We start from the raw sequence: 17656 nt of genomic DNA on the forward strand, positions 1-17656 counted from the left end.
GAGATGCCTGAAAAATTTGAATTTTACAAAGGTAAGGACTGTAACGGAATAGTTATGCCCATCAACCCGTATGAGGGAGACCTCTCATGCTGCGGCAGTGAAATGGAACTTTTAGAAGAGAAGACGGCCGACTTTAAAAACGAGAAGCATGTCCCGATTATTGAGAAGGTGGACGGCGGGATTAAAGTGACTGTCGGCTCAACACTGCACCCGATGGCAGAAGAGCATCATATTGAATGGATAGCAATAGCTGACGGTGACTGCTTCATGCTGAAGTACCTGAAGCCCGGAGATGAACCTTCAGCCATATTTCCGGTTGAAAACCCCGAAGTAAAGGCTTTTGAACACTGTAACGTCCACGGACTATGGACAAATAAAAAATAATTCAGATATTATATCACTCTTTTTTTAAGGAGCAGAACCAAAAACTGATATCCACTGCAATATGGAAAAGGTTTTAACTCTGCCATGATGATCTGAATGGTATTCAGGATGAATCGTCTGGAGCAGTTTTCAATAATAGCAGATGATCTGGGGACGGTCTTCAGATTTTTAAGTGTGGGTACAGTATTCCCTCTGTTTATTGCACTTTATTACCGGGAATGGGATATGCTGATACCTATGGGGCTTGTACCGGTTGCCCTGTTCACCCTGGGAACGATGCTGCTTAATTTTCCGGAGAACAAAAGAGAGGCTAAAGTAAGCCAGGCTCTCTTCTCAGTCGCATTCATATGGCTGGTATGTGCCTTTATTGGTGCAATACCTTTCACAATCGGAATTGACATGCCCTATCTTGACGCTGTCTTTGAATCGATGTCAGGATGGACAGATACCGGCATTACCATGATTCGTGATGTAGATTCAACGCCGCACACCCTTCTCTTCTGGAGATCACTTATGCAGTGGATGGGTGGCCTTGGTATCGTTGCCTTCACTGTTGTTATGCTCTCAAGAACAGGCCTTAACCCGTCAAGGTTTTACAGGTCTGAGGGAAGGAGCGAGGCATTTATGCCAAGTGTCGTGCAGCAGGGCCTTCAGATGTGGAAGATATATCTCATCCTCACCGGAATTTCAATAATTGTAATTCTCATCTCCGGTGTCCCCCTGTGGGACGCTCTCAATATTGCAATGGTTGCAATTGCAACCGGAGGCTTTTCAGTGCATACCGCAGGCATATCCTATTATGACAACGCACTACTGGAGGCCCTCATAATTCCGGTGATGATTGCAGGTGCCCTCCCCTTTAAAATATATTATACTCTGTATTACAGGAAAAAAACCGAATTTTTTAAGGATGAGCAGATAAAACTTCTTTTTATGCTCATACTTATCGGCTGTACAATAATCACAGCTGATCTGATTATGTACAGGGGACTTGAAGGCTTTGACGCCCTGAGAAAAGGGGTCTTTATGGCAGTTGCAGGTGCAACAAGCACTGGATTTCAGACAGGTTCTGTAAACCTCTGGGCACCGGTAACTGTCCTTATACTAATCTTTCTTATGTTTATAGGCGGATCCTCAGGCAGTACTGCCGGAGGAATAAAACTCTCAAGGGCAGCTATGGCATACAGGGGAATTCTCTGGTGGTTCAGGAGAAGTTATATCAGCTGCAAGGTGATTGTTCCGTTCAGGTTCGGCGGAAAGATAATTCCGAAAGCTCAGGCAGAGACCGAAGTTTCAAGGAATATTCTGATAATTATCCTCTACATGCTCACAATCTTTGTTGCAATGATACTGATAATGCATTTTGAAACTCCTGATCATGACACGAGCATGGTGCTCTTTGATGTTGTATCAGCCACATGCAACAACGGGATAAGCACAGGATTTGCAGGCCCGGATTTAAGCCCTTTCAGCAAAATTGTATTTATATTTATAATGTGGATCGGCCGCCTGGAGATATTCGCAGTTATAATGTTCTTTATGGGTTTATTCAAAGGTTTTGAGTGAGAGATCATGCAGCTGCCACAGTAACCGGAAAAACAATCGGAAATACCCATATATGCAACAAAATCAGAATTAACATAATAATTACAATAACAACTAAAATAACAACCACAATTATAATTACAACAATAATTGCACCAACAATAATAATGGCAGGCAATGCAGACAATACCTCAAGACCATAGATTATAACTTACAAAACCCTGAAAAATCATAGATTATAACTGACAATTTAATTATCACTCACAGATTATAACCTGTAAATGGGTCCAAAAATCCAGATAATCCTTGAAAGCCAGAACCCATAGTGGTTTTCAAAGAATTTCAATACCGGAATAAACCGTCTGCCCTTATTCCCGGAAATCATACAGCACCTCAGAGCAAAAGAGATCCTTCTCTTAACAGGGGCAGGAAGAACAGGAAAATCAACCTTTATATATCAGATAACTAAAAATGAGAGAGAAAATCACTTCAGAAGAGGGAAAGATTCACGCTATTCCGGCATACGGTCCGGATATAACAGTTAGAGAATTCAGGAAGAAGAACCAGTACAGAAACAGTTTAGTCCGGAATTAACAGGACATACAGATGATAATATCAGAATTGCTTAAGAAAAAAATTATTCATAGAGATATTTCTCATCTGCTCTCTCATATGAGATAATTTCTTCCGGTCTGAAATGAATTCCAATCTCACGTTCAGCAGTTTCATATGAATCTGAGCCGTGAATGACATTCATTCCGATCTCCATTGCGAAGTCACCGCGGATTGTGCCGGGTTCTGCTTCAGCAGGATTTGTGGCGCCAATCATTTTGCGTGTAACTGCAACGACATCCTTTCCTTCAAATACCATAAGGAAGCATGGCCCGGACATAATGTAACTCTTAAGTCCCGGGAAGAACGGCTTTGCAGCATGCTCTGCATAGTGTTCCATAACACGCTCTTCAGGAAGCATTTCAAATTTGCCTGCGACCATTTTGAGACCTTTTGCCTCAAAACGTGCAATTACTTCACCGATAAGTCCGCGCTGAACACCGTCAGGCTTGACCATCAGAAAGGTACGATCCATTGTGGATCACTCCTTTCCAAGAGCCTTGCGACCTGCCTTTGTCCAGGTTACACGGCGTGGAACTCTCTTCAGCTTAAAGTTGTTCTGGCACTTTGAGCCGCAGAAGAAGAGGATAGTACCGTCCTTCTTTACGAACATCTTGCCCGTTCCCGGTTCGACTGACTCACCGCAGAATGAACAGATATATGTGTCCACCATCTTTACCGCCTCGATAGTTTCTTTGCTTCTCTTTCAGTTTCAAGGAGCATAAGGACATCACCCTCGCGTATAGGTCCTACTGTATTGCGGGTGATGATCCTCCCCTTGTTTGAGCCATCAAGAATACGGCACTTAACCTGCTGGGCTTCACCATGCATTCCGGTTGCACCGATAACTTCTATGACTTCAGCCGGCGTTCCTTCTGCCATCCCAGATCACCTCACTGTCTGAGTTCGGCAATCTGTCCGACAAGCTCTTCGATAAGTTCTTTTGCCTTGCCCGGCTTTACAATTGCTGCTGCTGCTGAGCCTACATCGAGGCCGCTTGCTGCACCGACATCATTCTGCTTGTTGATGATGACGTATGGGCACTGTTTTTCGTCACAGATTGCCGGGAGGTGCATTACAATCTCCTCAGGTTCAACATCGCCGCCAATAAGTACAAGCTGCGCAATGCCTCTCTCGATAGCTTTTGTTGCTTCGTTTGATCCCTTCTTGATTTTACCGGTATCTCTTGATAATTCAAGAACTTCAAGAGCTTTATTCTGAATTTCTTCAGGAGCTTCAAATTTTGCGTATACTTTAGACATAACTCACCTCATTCAGGAGCAAGAATAAAGAGGAGATATATTTCTCCCCTTCACGATTCAGGTAGCGTATTACTCCTTCATCACTCATCAGTAGCCTTGATGTAGCTATTATTATTCACCACCGGATGAAATAAAGGTTGCCAAATACCTATACAGGCCACCTGAAAAAAATATGTGAAAACCCTTAAGAGACAATTATGATGACTGAATCTCAATTCCCGCCATATCCTGTGAAATCCTGTAAAAGAGAATATACTGTGACTTCTTCATTCTGATAGATAATCTCCAGTCCCTGTGCAGGAATATTCACATCATATGCCTCCCGCTCTGCCTCTCCAACGTACAAAAGTCCCGCGCCGTATTTCTGCATCAGTGGTATGGTATCAGCCGGATTTTCATAGATTTTCCTGACATCACCCATCCTTGCTCCGACATTACCTTCATCACCCCTCCACATCTGCTCATGGAAAGGCATGCCGGTTACAGACGGAATTCCGGTCATAGATGAAATTCTTGAATAGTAGGTATAATCCCCGCCTTCAGCCTCAACAATAGTCAGATTGCCCTCAAGGCTGTTTAAGAAGGTGACAGCGTCATAATCATACGGCTGCAAAACCTTCATCCATGCAGTGCCGTCAAGAGTCTTTCCACCGTAACCGTAGTTCATATCCGGAAGAATAACCGGGACGGCAAATATGACAGCAAGGACGATTATAAGCATAGCAGTTCTTCTTCCGGATGAGAAAAAATCATCCTCCTCAGAAAGCCCGGCATCTGCGCAGCCATTTTTCCGTTCATAACACCTGTTCAGCCACGCACCAATATAGTACAGGGACGAGACTGCAAGCATCATCCAGGCAACGATTGAAAACTTAAATACCGTATTCATCCGGTAGTAAGTATCCCCCATATTATCCTTCAGATAGATAATCTCTACAAGGGTGATGAGCAGAAGTCCGGCAATGGCAAAGAGATCAGCCGGAGATTTGTTCTTTCTTTTTATCAGTGCCAGGGCGGGAATAACAGCAGCAGCCGCACTTAGATATCCCAGTAGTAAAAAGGGAACCGCAAGAATAATAACCCGGGCATCTTCCCATATATCCCGTGCTGTCTCCGCATACAGTATAACAATAAAAGTTCCCCATACCAGAAGGAAAGGAACAATATCCGTCGGAGTGTTTACTATGCCCAGTCCTTCAATTCCGGCACTGTCCATCATAAAGTAAAAAGGAGCATATATCAGAACCGAGACCACCGGAACAGTGACAAGGAAAGAGAGTGCGTCCCTGATATTAACTCCGGACGAATAATCCCGGTACAGAATACAGCCTGCAAAGAGCAGAAAGAGCGGCGCATAGAAGAGCACATCCCAGCTGTTTACAGGCGGCATGGTGCCAAGGGAGAGCGCGGCTGCAAGACCGCAGAAAACTTTCTCCTTCTGCCCCATACTGCTCCATCCTTTGAGGATAAATGCCAGTATGAAGATGAAGAGACACTGATTCATTATCGAGATAACATGAGCATGCGGGTCGCCCCAGAGCATTGAGAAGAGCGGAAATTCAGTGATAGCGCCTTCAATGGTTCGTGTGCTCCCCCACATAACCCCGTTTATGTCAGAACCTGTAAGTGCAAGATAAATAAACGAAGGATTGACGAGGAAGAGCGCAGCGAGGGGAAGCCAGCAGTACCTCTTCAGCATCATCCTGCCAAATGCATAGAGTGACACTCCGGCATTGGCAAGGACTGTCGGGAGAATAAGATTGAACGCTATTGCTGACTTTGTAAAAGCTGTAAGCCCCAGAGAACCCATCATCCAGTGCCCCAGATAATAATAGACATTCAGGCTTCCGCCGGAGTACCAGGGGTCAAGCGGCACAACAACCGGATTTCTCATCACAGATGCCAGAAAGGCATGGTCCATGAATTTTTCAGCGTACGATATTGAAGGGTTTAAGTACCTCACCTCAAGCATAAAAAGGAAGAGAATGAGAAATACAAGATCCCACTTCAGTAATCCTTTAAAAGACTCCCTGCTGTATTCACCCTTAAATGCAAAATACAAAACCGCAGCGATAAATGGTATAACCGCAGCCTGAACCGGAATTCCGGCAATTCCTGCATACCACGAGAAGAGCGCAAAGAGCATCAGGGAGAGCGGGTATGAAACAGGATAGGCATACTCCTTAAATGAATCTCTGAGGAGAGGCCACAACCCGGTCTGAATCACCTTTAAGACAATCAGCCAGGATATAACGGAAAATACCTGAAACTCCGGGGTCAAATAATCTCACCTTTATCAATGCCTTTTGAAAAAGCTCTCTTCAGCAGTTTTACAGACCAGTCACCAAAGAGGTACATCGAGATTATGCCGCCTCCGAGAGTGACAAGATTTTTCACCAGATGATCGATAACTGCAATAAGCGTTGCAACCGCCGGAGCAACACCTGAGATCTCAAAAGTGAGCGCAAGTGCAACCTCATAAGTGCCCACACCTCCGGGAGTGAGTGGCACAGCTTTTACCAGATTCCCGATGACAATTGCCAGAATAACCACAAGAAACGGGATATTTACACTGAACATAAGGGCAATCACATAGCAGATAAGACTGTCCATAATCCATATGACAAGTGAAACAAATCCAAGATATATCAGAGAAAAAGGTCTTAAAGAAGCGCTCCTGACTTCATTTAAGAGACCTATCAGAACTGCCAGATATTTATTCTCAGAGGAAAAACTCCCGCTGAAGAGTAAAAAGAGAACAAACGCAGCACAGAGCGCCAGAGTGACATATATGACAGAAATGAACCAGTCAGGAATATTGAGTATAAACGGCACTGCTGCGGCACCAAGCAGTGCAATGACAGCAATATCAAAGAAACGTTCAACAACAAGGGACGACAGTCCGGTGGGGTAATTGGTTCCTCTCTCATGTTTTAAGATCAGCAGCCTGACGAGATCCCCAAGCCTTGCAGGAATTATCAGATTAGCAGTCTGCGATATGAAAATACATGCGGTTGAGAGCAGAACAGTAATCCTCTCGCCGAGATTGTCAAGAATATTCCTGTACCTGTAACCACGGACAAACCAGGCTGCAATACAGACAAAAACTGAAATTACAAGGTATGCAGGATCTGCATTATCAAGCGCGATAATGAGGTCATCCCACACCCTCGCAAGCATTATGGCAATAATACCAACCGCAATTACAGTCGGAATTACAATAGCACTAACTTTTTTCAGCATGAAGCCGCCACCAGAGTTTTAAGACAGATGATCCCATTGAAAAGACATCTTTGGGCCTGACAGTTGTTCCTGAACCGGTTCTCCACTTTACCGCAAATTCATCGACACGGTATCCTCTCTTCTGTGCAATAACCAAAGCTTCAGTATCCCAGAACCAGTGCCCGGATTTTATATCCGGAATAAGCTTCAGGACCTTATCCCGGTTAAACGCCTTAAACCCGCACTGGTGATCAAAGAGCCGGCTTTTAAGGATTAACCTGACCATCAGATTGTAGCCGCGGCTCGCGACCTCACGCCCCGCAGTCCGGACAATATCACTTGACGGCAGAAGACGCGAACCTGTAGAGACATCTGCACCGTCTCTGATGTGACCGATAAGCTCAGAAAGGTGTGACATATCGGTTGCAAGATCGACATCATAATAGCAGACAATCTCACCTTTTGCCGCTTCAAAGGCACGGTTAAGCGCCCTTCCCCTGCCAAGCCTCTCATCACTGTGAAAGAGCCTCACCCGGCAGTCCTTCTTCTCCCAGTCAAGGACAAGTTCACGGCTGCCGTCAGTGCTGCCGTCCTCTGCAACAATAATCTCAAAAGATCCCGAGACAGCTTCAAGGGTTTTTATTGATTCAGGAATTGCAGTTTTCAGAGAATCAACATCGTTGAACACCGGAATTACAGCCGATACTTCAATATCATCCTTCAAGAAAAATCCCTCATAATTCTCTTTGCCGCGTCATATCCCGCCACAACCGAGCCTTCCATGCTTCTTTCAGGGTAATTTGATTCCGAAAACATTCCTGCGGGATATAAACGGCCATATGATTTTTCAGGGATCAGATCACGGTATCCGGTAACATAAACAGGCCCGGCATAAGGTTCGGTCTTAATTATAGACCAGTTGATCTCAGAATCCTTTACACCAAATCTTGAGCAGAAATCCTTAACCATAATATCCTTTATATCAGGACCGGGCATCTCTGAGAAGTAAGAGGCAAGATATACTATATGCTCCCCGTACCTCTCTTTATTTACAAAATTGGTATGACCAATTACAGCACCGTAAGGAGCTTTATCCCTGACATTTACCCAGTATATGCCGTCAAGGACATCACGGGTCATCCCGATTGTGACACATGCCGCACCCTGGTAGGGAACAGCACCGATATCAGGCCCGCCAATCCTCCTCAGTTCAGAGGGGCTGACTGTTGAGATGACAGCATCATAATCCTTCCCGTTTACAGTCCAGCCTCCGGAAGAATTCTCTTCCATAAAACTGACAGACGTCCCCGTATAAATATTACAGCTCTTTTCCGAGGATTCTATCTCCCCGTTAAGCCGGTTAATCAGTGTAACGTAACCGCCTTTAAGATAGCCGAGCCTCTCACCCTCAACTCCGCGATCAGACCTGATGGCAATCCTTGAGATGAGCCATGCAGCAGAGACCTTATCTGACAGAGCACCGAATTTGCTCCTGAGCAGTGGCTCAAAGAAACCGGAATAGACCGATTTTCCGCATTTTGCTTCAATATATTCCTTCGCGGTAATATTGTCAAGATCTTCTGCACTCATCTTTCCGGCCTTAAGAGTGAGCATACCAAGCCTGAATTTATCATATAAGGACAGATATCTGTATTTAAGAATATCAGCCGGTGTTGTAAGAGGGTTAATCTTACCATCAATCAGATATCCTGTACTGCCTTTAAGCCATTCCAGATCCCCTGTCAGGCCAAGTTTATCTATAAGTGAAATGAGGTTTTTATCACCGGAAAAACAGTGATGATAAAAGTCCTCGATATATCCATTTGCTGCCTTTGATGAGGAAAGGCACCCTCCGGGCACTTTATTTTTCTCAAAAAGATCGATATCCGCAAAATCCTTCAGCATATATGCCGCAGAAAGCCCGGAAAGTCCTCCTCCAATTATGCAGATATTCATTCCGTTCTATATTTTTACTGAAAATGATTTTATCCTTTTCATTATAATGTCATTGCTCAAAACAAAACATTTAATTTTCCGGTGCAGGCGCATAAGAAAGCTTTTGAAGTTATGAGTACTACATTTTTATATCCTGAAGAGAAGGGAACGAAAATAATCTTCACTCACTGGATGGTGTATAATAAATGAGAGTCTTTTTCATAGGATTTGGCCAGGCCGGGGGCAAAATTGTCGATATGTTCATCGAACAGGACAAGAAAGCCCCGGTTAGAAGCTTCAGAGGTATTGCAGTAAATACTGCAAGAACAGATCTGATGGGCCTGAGAAATATCGAACTCAAGGACAGAATACTTATCGGGCAGACGGTTGTAAAGGGCCACGGTGTCGGCACTGACAATGTCACAGGTGCAAAGATAACTGCCGATGAGATTGACAGCATAATCAACACAATTGATTCGAGAGGAACTCACGATATAGATGCTTTTGTCGTAATTGCAGGTCTTGGAGGCGGTACAGGCTCCGGAGGAACTCCGGTTCTCTGCCGTCACTTAAAGAGAATTTACCGTGAACCGGTATATGCAGTAGGAATACTCCCTGCACCTGAAGAGGGCAGACTTTACTCCTACAATGCAGCAAGAAGCCTTTCAACCCTTGTCAACGAGGCCGATAATACTTTTATCTTTGATAACAGCGCCTGGAAGAATGAGGGTGAGAGCGTAAGGATGGCATACGAACGCCTCAACGATGAAATTGTCAGGCGTTTTGGTGTCCTTTTCCGCGCAGGAGAAGTCGGCAAGACAGGAGTCGGAGAGATGGTTGTCGATTCAAGTGAGATCATCAACACACTCCGCGGCGGAGGAGTCAGTTCAGTAGGATACGCAATAAGCGAGAAAGTGACCAAGAGCTCAAAACAGAAGAAAGGCTTCCTGGGCGGATTTTCGGTTAAGAAAAAGGACAACGCCGAAGAAGTTCTTACAGGAGAGGACAAGTCCGCCAAGATCATAGGTCTTGTCAGAAGGGCAATGCTTGGCCGGCTTACTCTTCCGTGCGACTACACAACCGCTGAAAGGGCACTTGTACTCATTGCAGGTCCTTCTGATGAGATGGACAGAAAAGGTGTTGAGAAATCCAAGTCATGGGTTGAGGAGAATATCGCCGGTGTTGAGGTGCGTGGCGGTGACTATCCGCTTGAGAGTTCAAAAATTGCAGCAGTGGTCGTCCTTGCATCTATCGGAGACGCACCACGCATACGCGAACTTCTTGAAATTGCAAAAGAGACAAAGGAAGATGTTATCAAATCAAAGGAGAGACGTGTCACCATGTTTGATGACGATTCCGTTGATCCATTATTTGAGTGATGATTAAATGAGAACAAAAATCTTTATTTTTCTGGCACTTTTACTGGCACTTATTATCTCAGTGCCGGCAGTATCGGCAGTTAGTTTTGACGAACCGGTTATTACACTAAAACCGGATCAGGCAGCCTACACTCCGGGCGACAGCATCTCGGTAGCTGCCGATTTAAAACTCTCAAGTTCGGGAGAGTCAACATTTCCGGCTTCACATTCACTTGAGGCATATACCGAGCTTGACAATCCGAAGTGGTATTACACAATACTGATAAACGGCCATGGAGAAGAGCAGCAGTCAACAAAGAAGAACCTGATTATCACAGGATATCTTCTGGAATATCCGGCTGATAAAAATGAAATATCCGTACGTTACAGGCTTGAGGCTGAAATACCCGATGTTTCTACAACCAGCGAGAAGATATTCATTGAGATCAGCCAGATAGATGCAGGCGGCGGACTTGTATCAGGAATGGATGAAAAATACCGGGTTGTCAAAAGAACGGTTTTAAATCCGGAAGACATCACAAAACTGAGAGGAATTATCAAAGAGGAACTTGACGCACTTGAAACCCAGATCCAGACAAAGCAGAACTCCGGTGTGGACGTAACAGGCGCACAGAACCTCTTTAACCAGGCTCAGAGCAAATACGAAAGTTCGGTTACTGCATCATACTCAAATGCAAACACAATGCTAAATGACGCACTAAAGCTCATTGACGAAGCAGAGGTTGAACTGAACCGTGCATGGGCACAGAAAGCAATTGATGATGCGCAAAGCTCGATTACGGCCATTGATTTCTACCTGACCGACTTTAAGGTCAACAGGTCAATGACAAATGACGCCCGCGTCATCAACATCGAGACAAAGATTGAATCTGCGCAGTCTTCACTGAACTCTGCAAAGTCACTGATGAATGACAAAAACTACGCTCAGGCATACACAATTGCAGAGACATCAAGAAGCAAGTCGGAGGAAGCCCTGACATCTGCAAAAGAGATTTATGCAGAGGTCTCAAAAGGCCTTATCCCCGACCTTGGCGGCATGACAATAATATTTGTAATTATTGCCGTGGTCATTATTGGTGTCGCAGGCCTTCTGATATACAGAAGATATTCATCATGGGATGAACTTGGATAATAAACAATATAATTTAAAAAATATAACTTTTTTATTCCATACAACCCATCCGGCCATACTTTTTTTAGGGGAGATAAACTCCCATATGGAAAAATCAATCCAGATTCTGTCAAAACCATATCTGCATCCGACCCATAAACTCCAAAAACACTCATAAAGCGGATATTATGCCGGAAAAAATAAAATCCGGTTAATTCACTATACTGAAAAGACTAAAAAACCGGTAAAAAATACAGTTCAGAAAAATTAAAAAATATTGTCGGGAAGAGACCTATTTCTTCATCAGCATCTCATTGATGCTGACAGCAGCCTTCCTGGCAGTACCCATAGCCTCAATGACAGTTGCCGCTCCGGTGGCGATGTCCCCGCCGGCATAGATCCTGTCAACCGATGTAAGGCCATGCTCATCCACAATCACATTACCTCTCCTGCCCCTCTCAAGGCCCTCTATAAGGGATACGAGCAGCGGGTTGGGGCTTTGCCCTATTGCTTCAATAACAACATCCACATCAAGCGTAAACACCGCCTCATCGCCTTTCATCGGAACCGGACACGGCCTTCCGCTCTCATCCAAATCGCACATCTCCATTCTGACGCATTCAATGCCTGTGACAGCAGGACCACCAAGGATCTTTACAGGGTTTGCACAGCATATGAATTCAACACCTTCTTCTATGGCATTGTGTACTTCCTCCTCTCTTGCAGGGAGGTCCTCCTCACGCCTGCGGTAGATGAGATATACTTCCGCACCCATCCTTCTTGATACCCTTGCAGAGTCCATTGCGACATTTCCGCCGCCGACAACTGCAACACGGCTGCCCTTCATAACCGGAGTATCGTACTCGGGGAAGGCATTGGCATGCATGAGATTGACACGGGTCAGGAATTCATTTGCAGAATAGACACCACTGAGATTTTCACCCTCAATACCCATGAAGGAAGGAAGACCTGCTCCTGTTCCAAGAAATACTGCGTCAAACTCCAGAAGTTCCTCAACAGAGACTGTTCTTCCGGCGATGTGATTGAGCTTCAGTTCAACGCCCATATCCAGAATCTGCTCAATCTCAGCCTTAACAATCTCCTTTGGGAGGCGGAATTCAGGGATACCGTATGTAAGCACACCGCCGGCCTCGTGCAGGGATTCAAAAACGGTCACAGAATGCCCGTACCTTGCAAGTTCAGCTGCGGCCGTAATACCGGCAGGGCCGGAACCGACAACTGCCACCCGTTTGCCGGTTGGAGACATAATTTCCGGAAGAGTCATTCCGGCTTCCCTCTCCCTGTCGGCAACAAACCTTTCAAGTGCACCTATTCTGACAGGTTTCTCCTTCTTGCCAAGTACACACAGACCCTCACACTGATTCTCCTGCGGACAGACCCTTCCGCATATTGCCGGAAGCATATTGTCTTTCTTTATAATCGCAGCAGCGCCTTTGAAATCCTCTTCGGCAATTGCCCTGATAAATGCAGATATATCAATATTTACCGGACACCCCTTTGTACACTGCGGACGGACACAGTCCATACAGCGGAGCGCCTCAAGTACGGCATTCTGCTCAGAAATGCCCTCATTGACCTCATTAAAGTCCGCAATTCTCTCATCACCGGCCCGCTTAGTCATGATGGTCTCCTCCGCAGGAGCACTGGTGATCCTGAAACAGTTTAAGGGACTCTTTCTCCTGTGCGGTGTATGTCCTCTGCCTGCTCATAAGTTCATCCCAGTCCACAAGGTGGGCATCAAATTCCGGCCCGTCAACACAGGCAAATTTAGTCTCACCGCCGATTGTGACACGGCATGAACCGCACATGCCTGTACCGTCCACCATGATGGGATTGAGGCTTACATATGTTTTGACTTTATACGGAATGGTTGCCATTGAGGTAATCTTCATCATAATGCCGGGGCCGATTATCCATACGCAGTCAATCTTCTCACCATCTGAAAGCTTCTTTTTAAGTATGTCAGCCGGAAATCCGTGGAAGCCATAGCTGCCGTCATCTGTACAGACAACAAGCTCATCACAGTGTGTCGCCAGTTCATCCTTTAAGAGGAGAAGTGACTCATTTCTTGCACCGATAATTCCCGTGACATTATTGCCCGCTGCTTTGAGTTCCCTTGCAAGAATAGGAAGGCATGCAATACCGACACCACCGCCAATAACCACACAGTTCCCAAAATTGCCCATCTCACTCGGGTGCCCGAGAGGGCCGGCAATATCCCTGATCTCATCCCCGGATTTTAGGGTGGAGAGATATGTTGTCGTCTTTCCGACAGCCATAAAAACAATCCTGACAAGACTGCCGTCAGTCTCCGATATTGTCAGGGGAATCCTCTCACCCGAATCGTTAATTCTGATTACTACAAACTGTCCTGCCCGCGCATTTTTCGTGATATGAGGCGCATTTATCCAGAACTCAAAAATATTATCTGCGATCTCAGTCGCCTTCTCGATTTTATATCCCAATAGATTCACTCCGGAGTAAAAATTTGTGTATATTAATTATTCGTTTAGCTTCTTTACCTTACGCACCCTGACAGCAACTCCGCGCCGGGAATTCTCCATCTCAGCCGGCCCCATGACAGCTCTTCCGGTTGCAAGGGCGCTCTCACCGGAGACCAAAACCTCATCACCAGGGCGGATCTCCGGGCCACATGAGATAACTCCGGGTGCGAGAATATCACCCTGCGGGATGAAGTTGTCAATCCTGACCCTGTAGATGCCGCCAAGAAGCTGCCAGCCGTTAAATGTAGGACGGAAAAGTCCGGTATCATTATCAATGCTGAAGAACTGGGTCTTTCCCTTCAGGACTTTCTCACGCCCGAATCTTCCCTTGATCATAAGTCCGGATGTATCGACATCCTTTCCAAACTGCCAGTTTATTGTTCCGGAGATAACATCAGGCCTCTTCTTTCTCTCACCGGAGAGTGCCTCATCAAGCTTTTTGAGCGAGTCATATGAAGTGGGGCGGTCATCAGCGACAGTCACTTCATAATCCATTCCAAGCCTCTCAAATGAGTCCTTTGCGATATCAAGGGCATCACCGTCAAGGTGCAGAATTATCCTGTCGTAATGGTTTTTGGCAAAATACCTCTCAATGAGTGAGCCGATTATCTTTCTCTCCTCTCCGTCCCAGTAGCCTGTTACAGGCACATCGTAATGACCTGCAGGGTAGATCCTCTCAAGCTCTCTTGGAACAACTCCGAGAGGTGACGTGATTATAATCTCGTGGGCACGGTTCTGGATTGCGTTCTGATATTTCTTATGTGACTGCGACTGCGAGTAGGGCTTTCTTGCCGAACATGGCAGAAGAACAGCTACATCAGACCTCTTAGGGACAAATCTCTCAATGACGCGCTTCTCAAACCTGACTACTTCAGGACGTTTCAGGGATTCACCGGAGTTTGCAGCGAGTGTTATGCTTCTTACAACCGGAATACTGCCCTCGGCAAACTTATACTCGCTGTCAGAAAGCCTCAGGACAGAGACCTGCCATGCGGAATTTCTGCACCTCTTCTCAAGGTGTTCACGCAGTGTGCCGGCCTTTATGTGGTTTTTCACAACCGAAATTTCGGCCTGAAGGGTAAGGCGGTTATGCAGCTTCAGGTCACCTTTAAGGCAGCCTGCACAGGTGCATACACCGGAGGCCAGCCATTCATCCGCAGGATATTCACCGTCAGATGTGCAGAATATGCCTGTGGCCGTCTTCAGATCCACCGCTGTATAGTCGAAGAGATCAAAACCTGAGGAGATGAGAGTTGCAGCATTTGAGGGCAGGGCAGATGCCGGTGCGTACCAGAGAGTGTCGCAGGGATTATTCCTCTTCATCTGCATAATCCATTTTGAGTAGTATACCGGATTTTCGATGACTGTATGCCAGTTGGATACCAGCACAACATCGCCGGACTCTGCCCTGTTTTCTGATGCAGGGTGGACTGCTACAGCACCTTCAGGGTCTGCCAGGTATTTCTCTGCAAATTCATCTCCGGCAAAGAGCGGGACATTTGAGTGACGGGATTTACCAAGTCCCGGAATCAGATTCCGGATATATTCAGAATCCGCCGCAAAGGGTGTCTCCAGATTCAGTTCACCCTCGATGTAAATGCCGGTTCTTGCCGGCCCGTCCCTTATTTTAACTTCAAACATATCTGATTCTCTCCTCAAAGTCTTTCAGGCAAAGTTCTGCTATATCCTCAAATTCCCCGTTCATGCAGATATAAAATTCGGTCTCAGGGTTTGATCTTATGAGTTCATACACACCCTTAAGGCCGGATTTCACCATATCATCATCCCATCCGGGAATCTCAGTCTGCCCCACGGGAAATGTCTCAGACAGTTCAGGGGGGTAAGGGCCAAAGGGGGGCCTGAAGAGAAATACGGAATCAAAAGTGGGAAGATCAGACGGCACGGTGCCTGAAATCTTAATCAGGGATATATCTCCGGCTTCAAACCTCTCTGCCATCCTGTGGTACCTCAGCACCTCGGTTCTCTGGCAGGACTCAGAACCCCTGTAGAAGAATCTTCTCTTGACAGCATTGTCCGACTCTTCAAGCCTTTCCCTGTACTTCAGCAGCTCACGGTACCCGTCAAGCAGGAGAGGATGACTTCTGCATCTCTCATCCACAAGCTCCCATAACGTCCCGTCAAGTATTGCCTGCCTTATTGTTGAGATCTCTGCAAGTGTAACATAGAGATTGTGAAGGGCTAAAAGGCGTTCTCTCTCAGGGGATTTTTTCAGTTCTTCCGCAGTGTGTTTCCGGCAGACATCACATGCACATGGAAGTTCGTTTAACTCATCAAGTTTCAGACTGCCCCTTGTGGTCATATACCGTCCCTCACGGGCATAGAGAGCATAGGCTGCCGAATCAAAGACATCACAGCCCATTGCAGTGGCAAGGGCAAACATGGACGGATGCCCGGCGCCGAAGAGATGGATACATGACGAAGGTGAGAGACCCTCCTTTGCCGCCATTACGACACGGACAAGATCCCTGTAACGGTAATTCTCCATCAGCGGTACAACAGCACCAACCGGACAGAAGACAACGCCCATATCACGGACTGACTCTGCTGCCTTAAGCCTCAGGTCTTCATGAATGCCCCCCTGAACCGGCGCGGCAAGATGGCCGTCGTCAATGACCGTAAGAGCTTCACGTATTCTTTTGTCTGTCACGGACAGTTCCGCGTCCGCTTCATCGTGATCCCTGTCAGGTGATGTGGCAATGTCCATAGGAACGATTATCTCACTGCCAATCGCTCTCTGAAACTGTACAGTCTCGGTATTGGTAAAGCTCACATCGCCATAGACAGACTGCTGAAAAGCGCCGGAATCTGTCATAATTATCCCTGAGAAGTTCAGGATATTATGCAGGCCCTCATTCAGCGCCCTCTCCCTGAACTCTTCGCTCTTGCTGAAGATGTAGGCATTTGTTATGAGAGCCTCAACTCCGAGTTTTTCCATCTCTTCAGGTTTTATTATCTGGATATGCGGGTTTATCACCGGAAGAAGGAGCGGCGTCTTTGCTGTCTTGTCACCAACCTTCAGTTTTCCGGTCCTGCCCATTATATCCTTATGAATTACCTCAAAACTTATTGACAACTAAATTCACTCCTTTTCAGAAAATATCTGGCCTTCAAATCTCTTCAGTTCAGTCTCCGGGTTCTTCCAGAATCCCGGAATAAATCCTGCCTTCTGACAGGTATGGTCCAGGAATTCTTCTGCGTCCCAGCCGTATTCGGTCGCTACCTGCGGAAGAAGAAGGCCGCTTCTGCCAAATCCTGAGATGATCAGGCCATGCTTTCCAATCTCTATCCTATCCGGTCTCCTGAGCGGATCACCGGATAATGTCTCAGGCGGCGTCAGAACTGTAATATCTATAGTAATTTCACTCAGTTCATCAGGCTTTACCCTTTCAAAACGGGGATCTGCCGTTGCGGATGAGGCGGCTGCCTCCCTGAGCGCATCCTTAAGCGGCATCACAGGATACGGAATGCCTATACATCCTCTGAGGCTGCCACCTTTGTTCAGAGTTACAAATACTCCGCGCTTATCCTCAAAAACCGCAGTCGGTTCAGGACAGACGTTCTTTTCTCCGGAGATCGCTTCATTTACCACACTTCTTGCAATGCATAATGCAATCTTTCCTTCACTCTCATCCAGCAGTTCCATTACCTAAATATATTGGT

19 protein-coding genes are annotated in these 17656 nt (G+C 46.1%); 6 read left to right on the plus strand and 13 right to left on the minus strand.

Annotated elements, in window-relative coordinates; all coding sequences use genetic code 11:
• The first annotated feature begins 3 nt into the window (after positions 1–3).
• The 4 genes from METLIM_RS12865 (at position 4) to METLIM_RS17605 (ending at position 2523) form a co-directional block, all read left to right on the plus strand.
• Positions 4–384, plus strand: a complete 381-nt coding sequence (locus tag METLIM_RS12865; RefSeq protein WP_004079092.1) for a desulfoferrodoxin — start codon at positions 4–6, stop codon at positions 382–384.
• Between the two features lie 108 nt (positions 385–492).
• Complete coding sequence (locus METLIM_RS12870; RefSeq protein ID WP_048146401.1) at positions 493–1950, plus strand: TrkH family potassium uptake protein; 1458 nt, start codon at positions 493–495, stop codon at positions 1948–1950.
• The gene (locus tag METLIM_RS12875; RefSeq protein WP_004079095.1) at positions 1947–2132 is read left to right on the plus strand and encodes a hypothetical protein; all 186 of its coding nucleotides are present in this window, start codon (positions 1947–1949) and stop codon (positions 2130–2132) included. The genes METLIM_RS12870 and METLIM_RS12875 overlap by 4 nt, the downstream gene beginning before the upstream one ends.
• A gap of 268 nt (positions 2133–2400) precedes the next feature.
• Entirely contained in the window at positions 2401–2523 is a 123-nt protein-coding gene (locus METLIM_RS17605) for a hypothetical protein (protein ID WP_281034203.1), read from the plus strand.
• Positions 2524–2566: 43 nt separating this feature from the next.
• Here METLIM_RS17605 and ndk read toward each other — a convergent pair whose 3' ends face one another.
• The 8 genes from ndk to METLIM_RS12915 all read right to left on the minus strand — a co-directional run bounded on the left by ndk (position 2567) and on the right by METLIM_RS12915 (position 8981).
• Positions 2567–3016 (minus strand): nucleoside-diphosphate kinase, encoded by a 450-nt coding sequence (gene ndk, locus METLIM_RS12880; RefSeq protein ID WP_004079097.1) that lies wholly within the window; start codon positions 3014–3016, stop codon positions 2567–2569.
• Positions 3017–3022: 6 nt separating this feature from the next.
• Positions 3023–3214, minus strand: a complete 192-nt coding sequence (locus METLIM_RS12885; RefSeq protein WP_004079099.1) for a 50S ribosomal protein L24e — start codon at positions 3212–3214, stop codon at positions 3023–3025.
• Positions 3215–3216: 2 nt separating this feature from the next.
• A complete protein-coding gene (locus METLIM_RS12890; protein ID WP_004079101.1) occupies positions 3217–3423 on the minus strand; it encodes a 30S ribosomal protein S28e in 207 nt (68 codons plus the stop codon).
• 11 nt (positions 3424–3434) lie between these two features.
• A complete protein-coding gene (gene rpl7ae / locus METLIM_RS12895) occupies positions 3435–3803 on the minus strand; it encodes a 50S ribosomal protein L7Ae (RefSeq protein WP_004079103.1) in 369 nt (122 codons plus the stop codon).
• 211 nt (positions 3804–4014) lie between these two features.
• Positions 4015–6084, minus strand: a complete 2070-nt coding sequence (locus METLIM_RS12900) for a DUF2298 domain-containing protein (protein ID WP_004079105.1) — start codon at positions 6082–6084, stop codon at positions 4015–4017.
• On the minus strand, positions 6081–7046 hold the full coding sequence (locus METLIM_RS12905) for a lysylphosphatidylglycerol synthase transmembrane domain-containing protein (RefSeq protein ID WP_004079107.1): 966 nt from the start codon (positions 7044–7046) through the stop codon (positions 6081–6083). Before METLIM_RS12905 ends, METLIM_RS12900 begins: the two co-directional genes overlap by 4 nt.
• The gene (locus tag METLIM_RS12910) at positions 7030–7749 is read right to left on the minus strand and encodes a glycosyltransferase (protein ID WP_004079108.1); all 720 of its coding nucleotides are present in this window, start codon (positions 7747–7749) and stop codon (positions 7030–7032) included. Before METLIM_RS12910 ends, METLIM_RS12905 begins: the two co-directional genes overlap by 17 nt.
• The gene (locus tag METLIM_RS12915) at positions 7746–8981 is read right to left on the minus strand and encodes an NAD(P)/FAD-dependent oxidoreductase (protein WP_004079110.1); all 1236 of its coding nucleotides are present in this window, start codon (positions 8979–8981) and stop codon (positions 7746–7748) included. The genes METLIM_RS12910 and METLIM_RS12915 overlap by 4 nt, the downstream gene beginning before the upstream one ends.
• A gap of 185 nt (positions 8982–9166) precedes the next feature.
• On the opposite strand from METLIM_RS12915, the gene METLIM_RS12920 reads away from it, so the two are divergent.
• On the plus strand, positions 9167–10339 hold the full coding sequence (locus METLIM_RS12920) for a tubulin/FtsZ family protein (RefSeq protein ID WP_004079112.1): 1173 nt from the start codon (positions 9167–9169) through the stop codon (positions 10337–10339).
• Between the two features lie 7 nt (positions 10340–10346).
• The gene (locus METLIM_RS12925) at positions 10347–11471 is read left to right on the plus strand and encodes a hypothetical protein (RefSeq protein ID WP_004079114.1); all 1125 of its coding nucleotides are present in this window, start codon (positions 10347–10349) and stop codon (positions 11469–11471) included.
• A gap of 271 nt (positions 11472–11742) precedes the next feature.
• On the opposite strand, the gene gltA is transcribed toward METLIM_RS12925, so the two are convergent.
• Genes gltA through METLIM_RS12950 form a run of 5 tightly spaced genes read right to left on the minus strand, consistent with a single transcriptional unit; the run spans position 11743 to position 17639 of the window.
• On the minus strand, positions 11743–13092 hold the full coding sequence (gltA, locus tag METLIM_RS12930) for an NADPH-dependent glutamate synthase (protein ID WP_004079116.1): 1350 nt from the start codon (positions 13090–13092) through the stop codon (positions 11743–11745).
• On the minus strand, positions 13085–13936 hold the full coding sequence (locus METLIM_RS12935) for a sulfide/dihydroorotate dehydrogenase-like FAD/NAD-binding protein (RefSeq protein WP_004079118.1): 852 nt from the start codon (positions 13934–13936) through the stop codon (positions 13085–13087). Before METLIM_RS12935 ends, gltA begins: the two co-directional genes overlap by 8 nt.
• Positions 13937–13972: 36 nt before the next feature.
• Positions 13973–15616, minus strand: coding sequence for an archaeosine synthase subunit alpha (arcS, locus tag METLIM_RS12940; protein WP_004079120.1), 1644 nt, complete (start codon positions 15614–15616; stop codon positions 13973–13975).
• Positions 15609–17069 carry a tRNA guanosine(15) transglycosylase TgtA gene (tgtA, locus tag METLIM_RS12945; protein ID WP_004079122.1) on the minus strand — a complete coding sequence of 487 codons (1461 nt, stop codon included), beginning with the start codon at positions 17067–17069 and terminating at the stop codon, positions 15609–15611. The genes arcS and tgtA overlap by 8 nt, the downstream gene beginning before the upstream one ends.
• A 6-nt stretch (positions 17070–17075) precedes the next feature.
• Positions 17076–17639, minus strand: coding sequence for a TIGR00296 family protein (locus METLIM_RS12950; protein WP_004079124.1), 564 nt, complete (start codon positions 17637–17639; stop codon positions 17076–17078).
• Positions 17640–17656 lie beyond the last annotated feature (17 nt).

The organism is Methanoplanus limicola DSM 2279 (assembly GCF_000243255.1).
GTDB classification, from domain to species: domain Archaea; phylum Halobacteriota; class Methanomicrobia; order Methanomicrobiales; family Methanomicrobiaceae; genus Methanoplanus; species Methanoplanus limicola.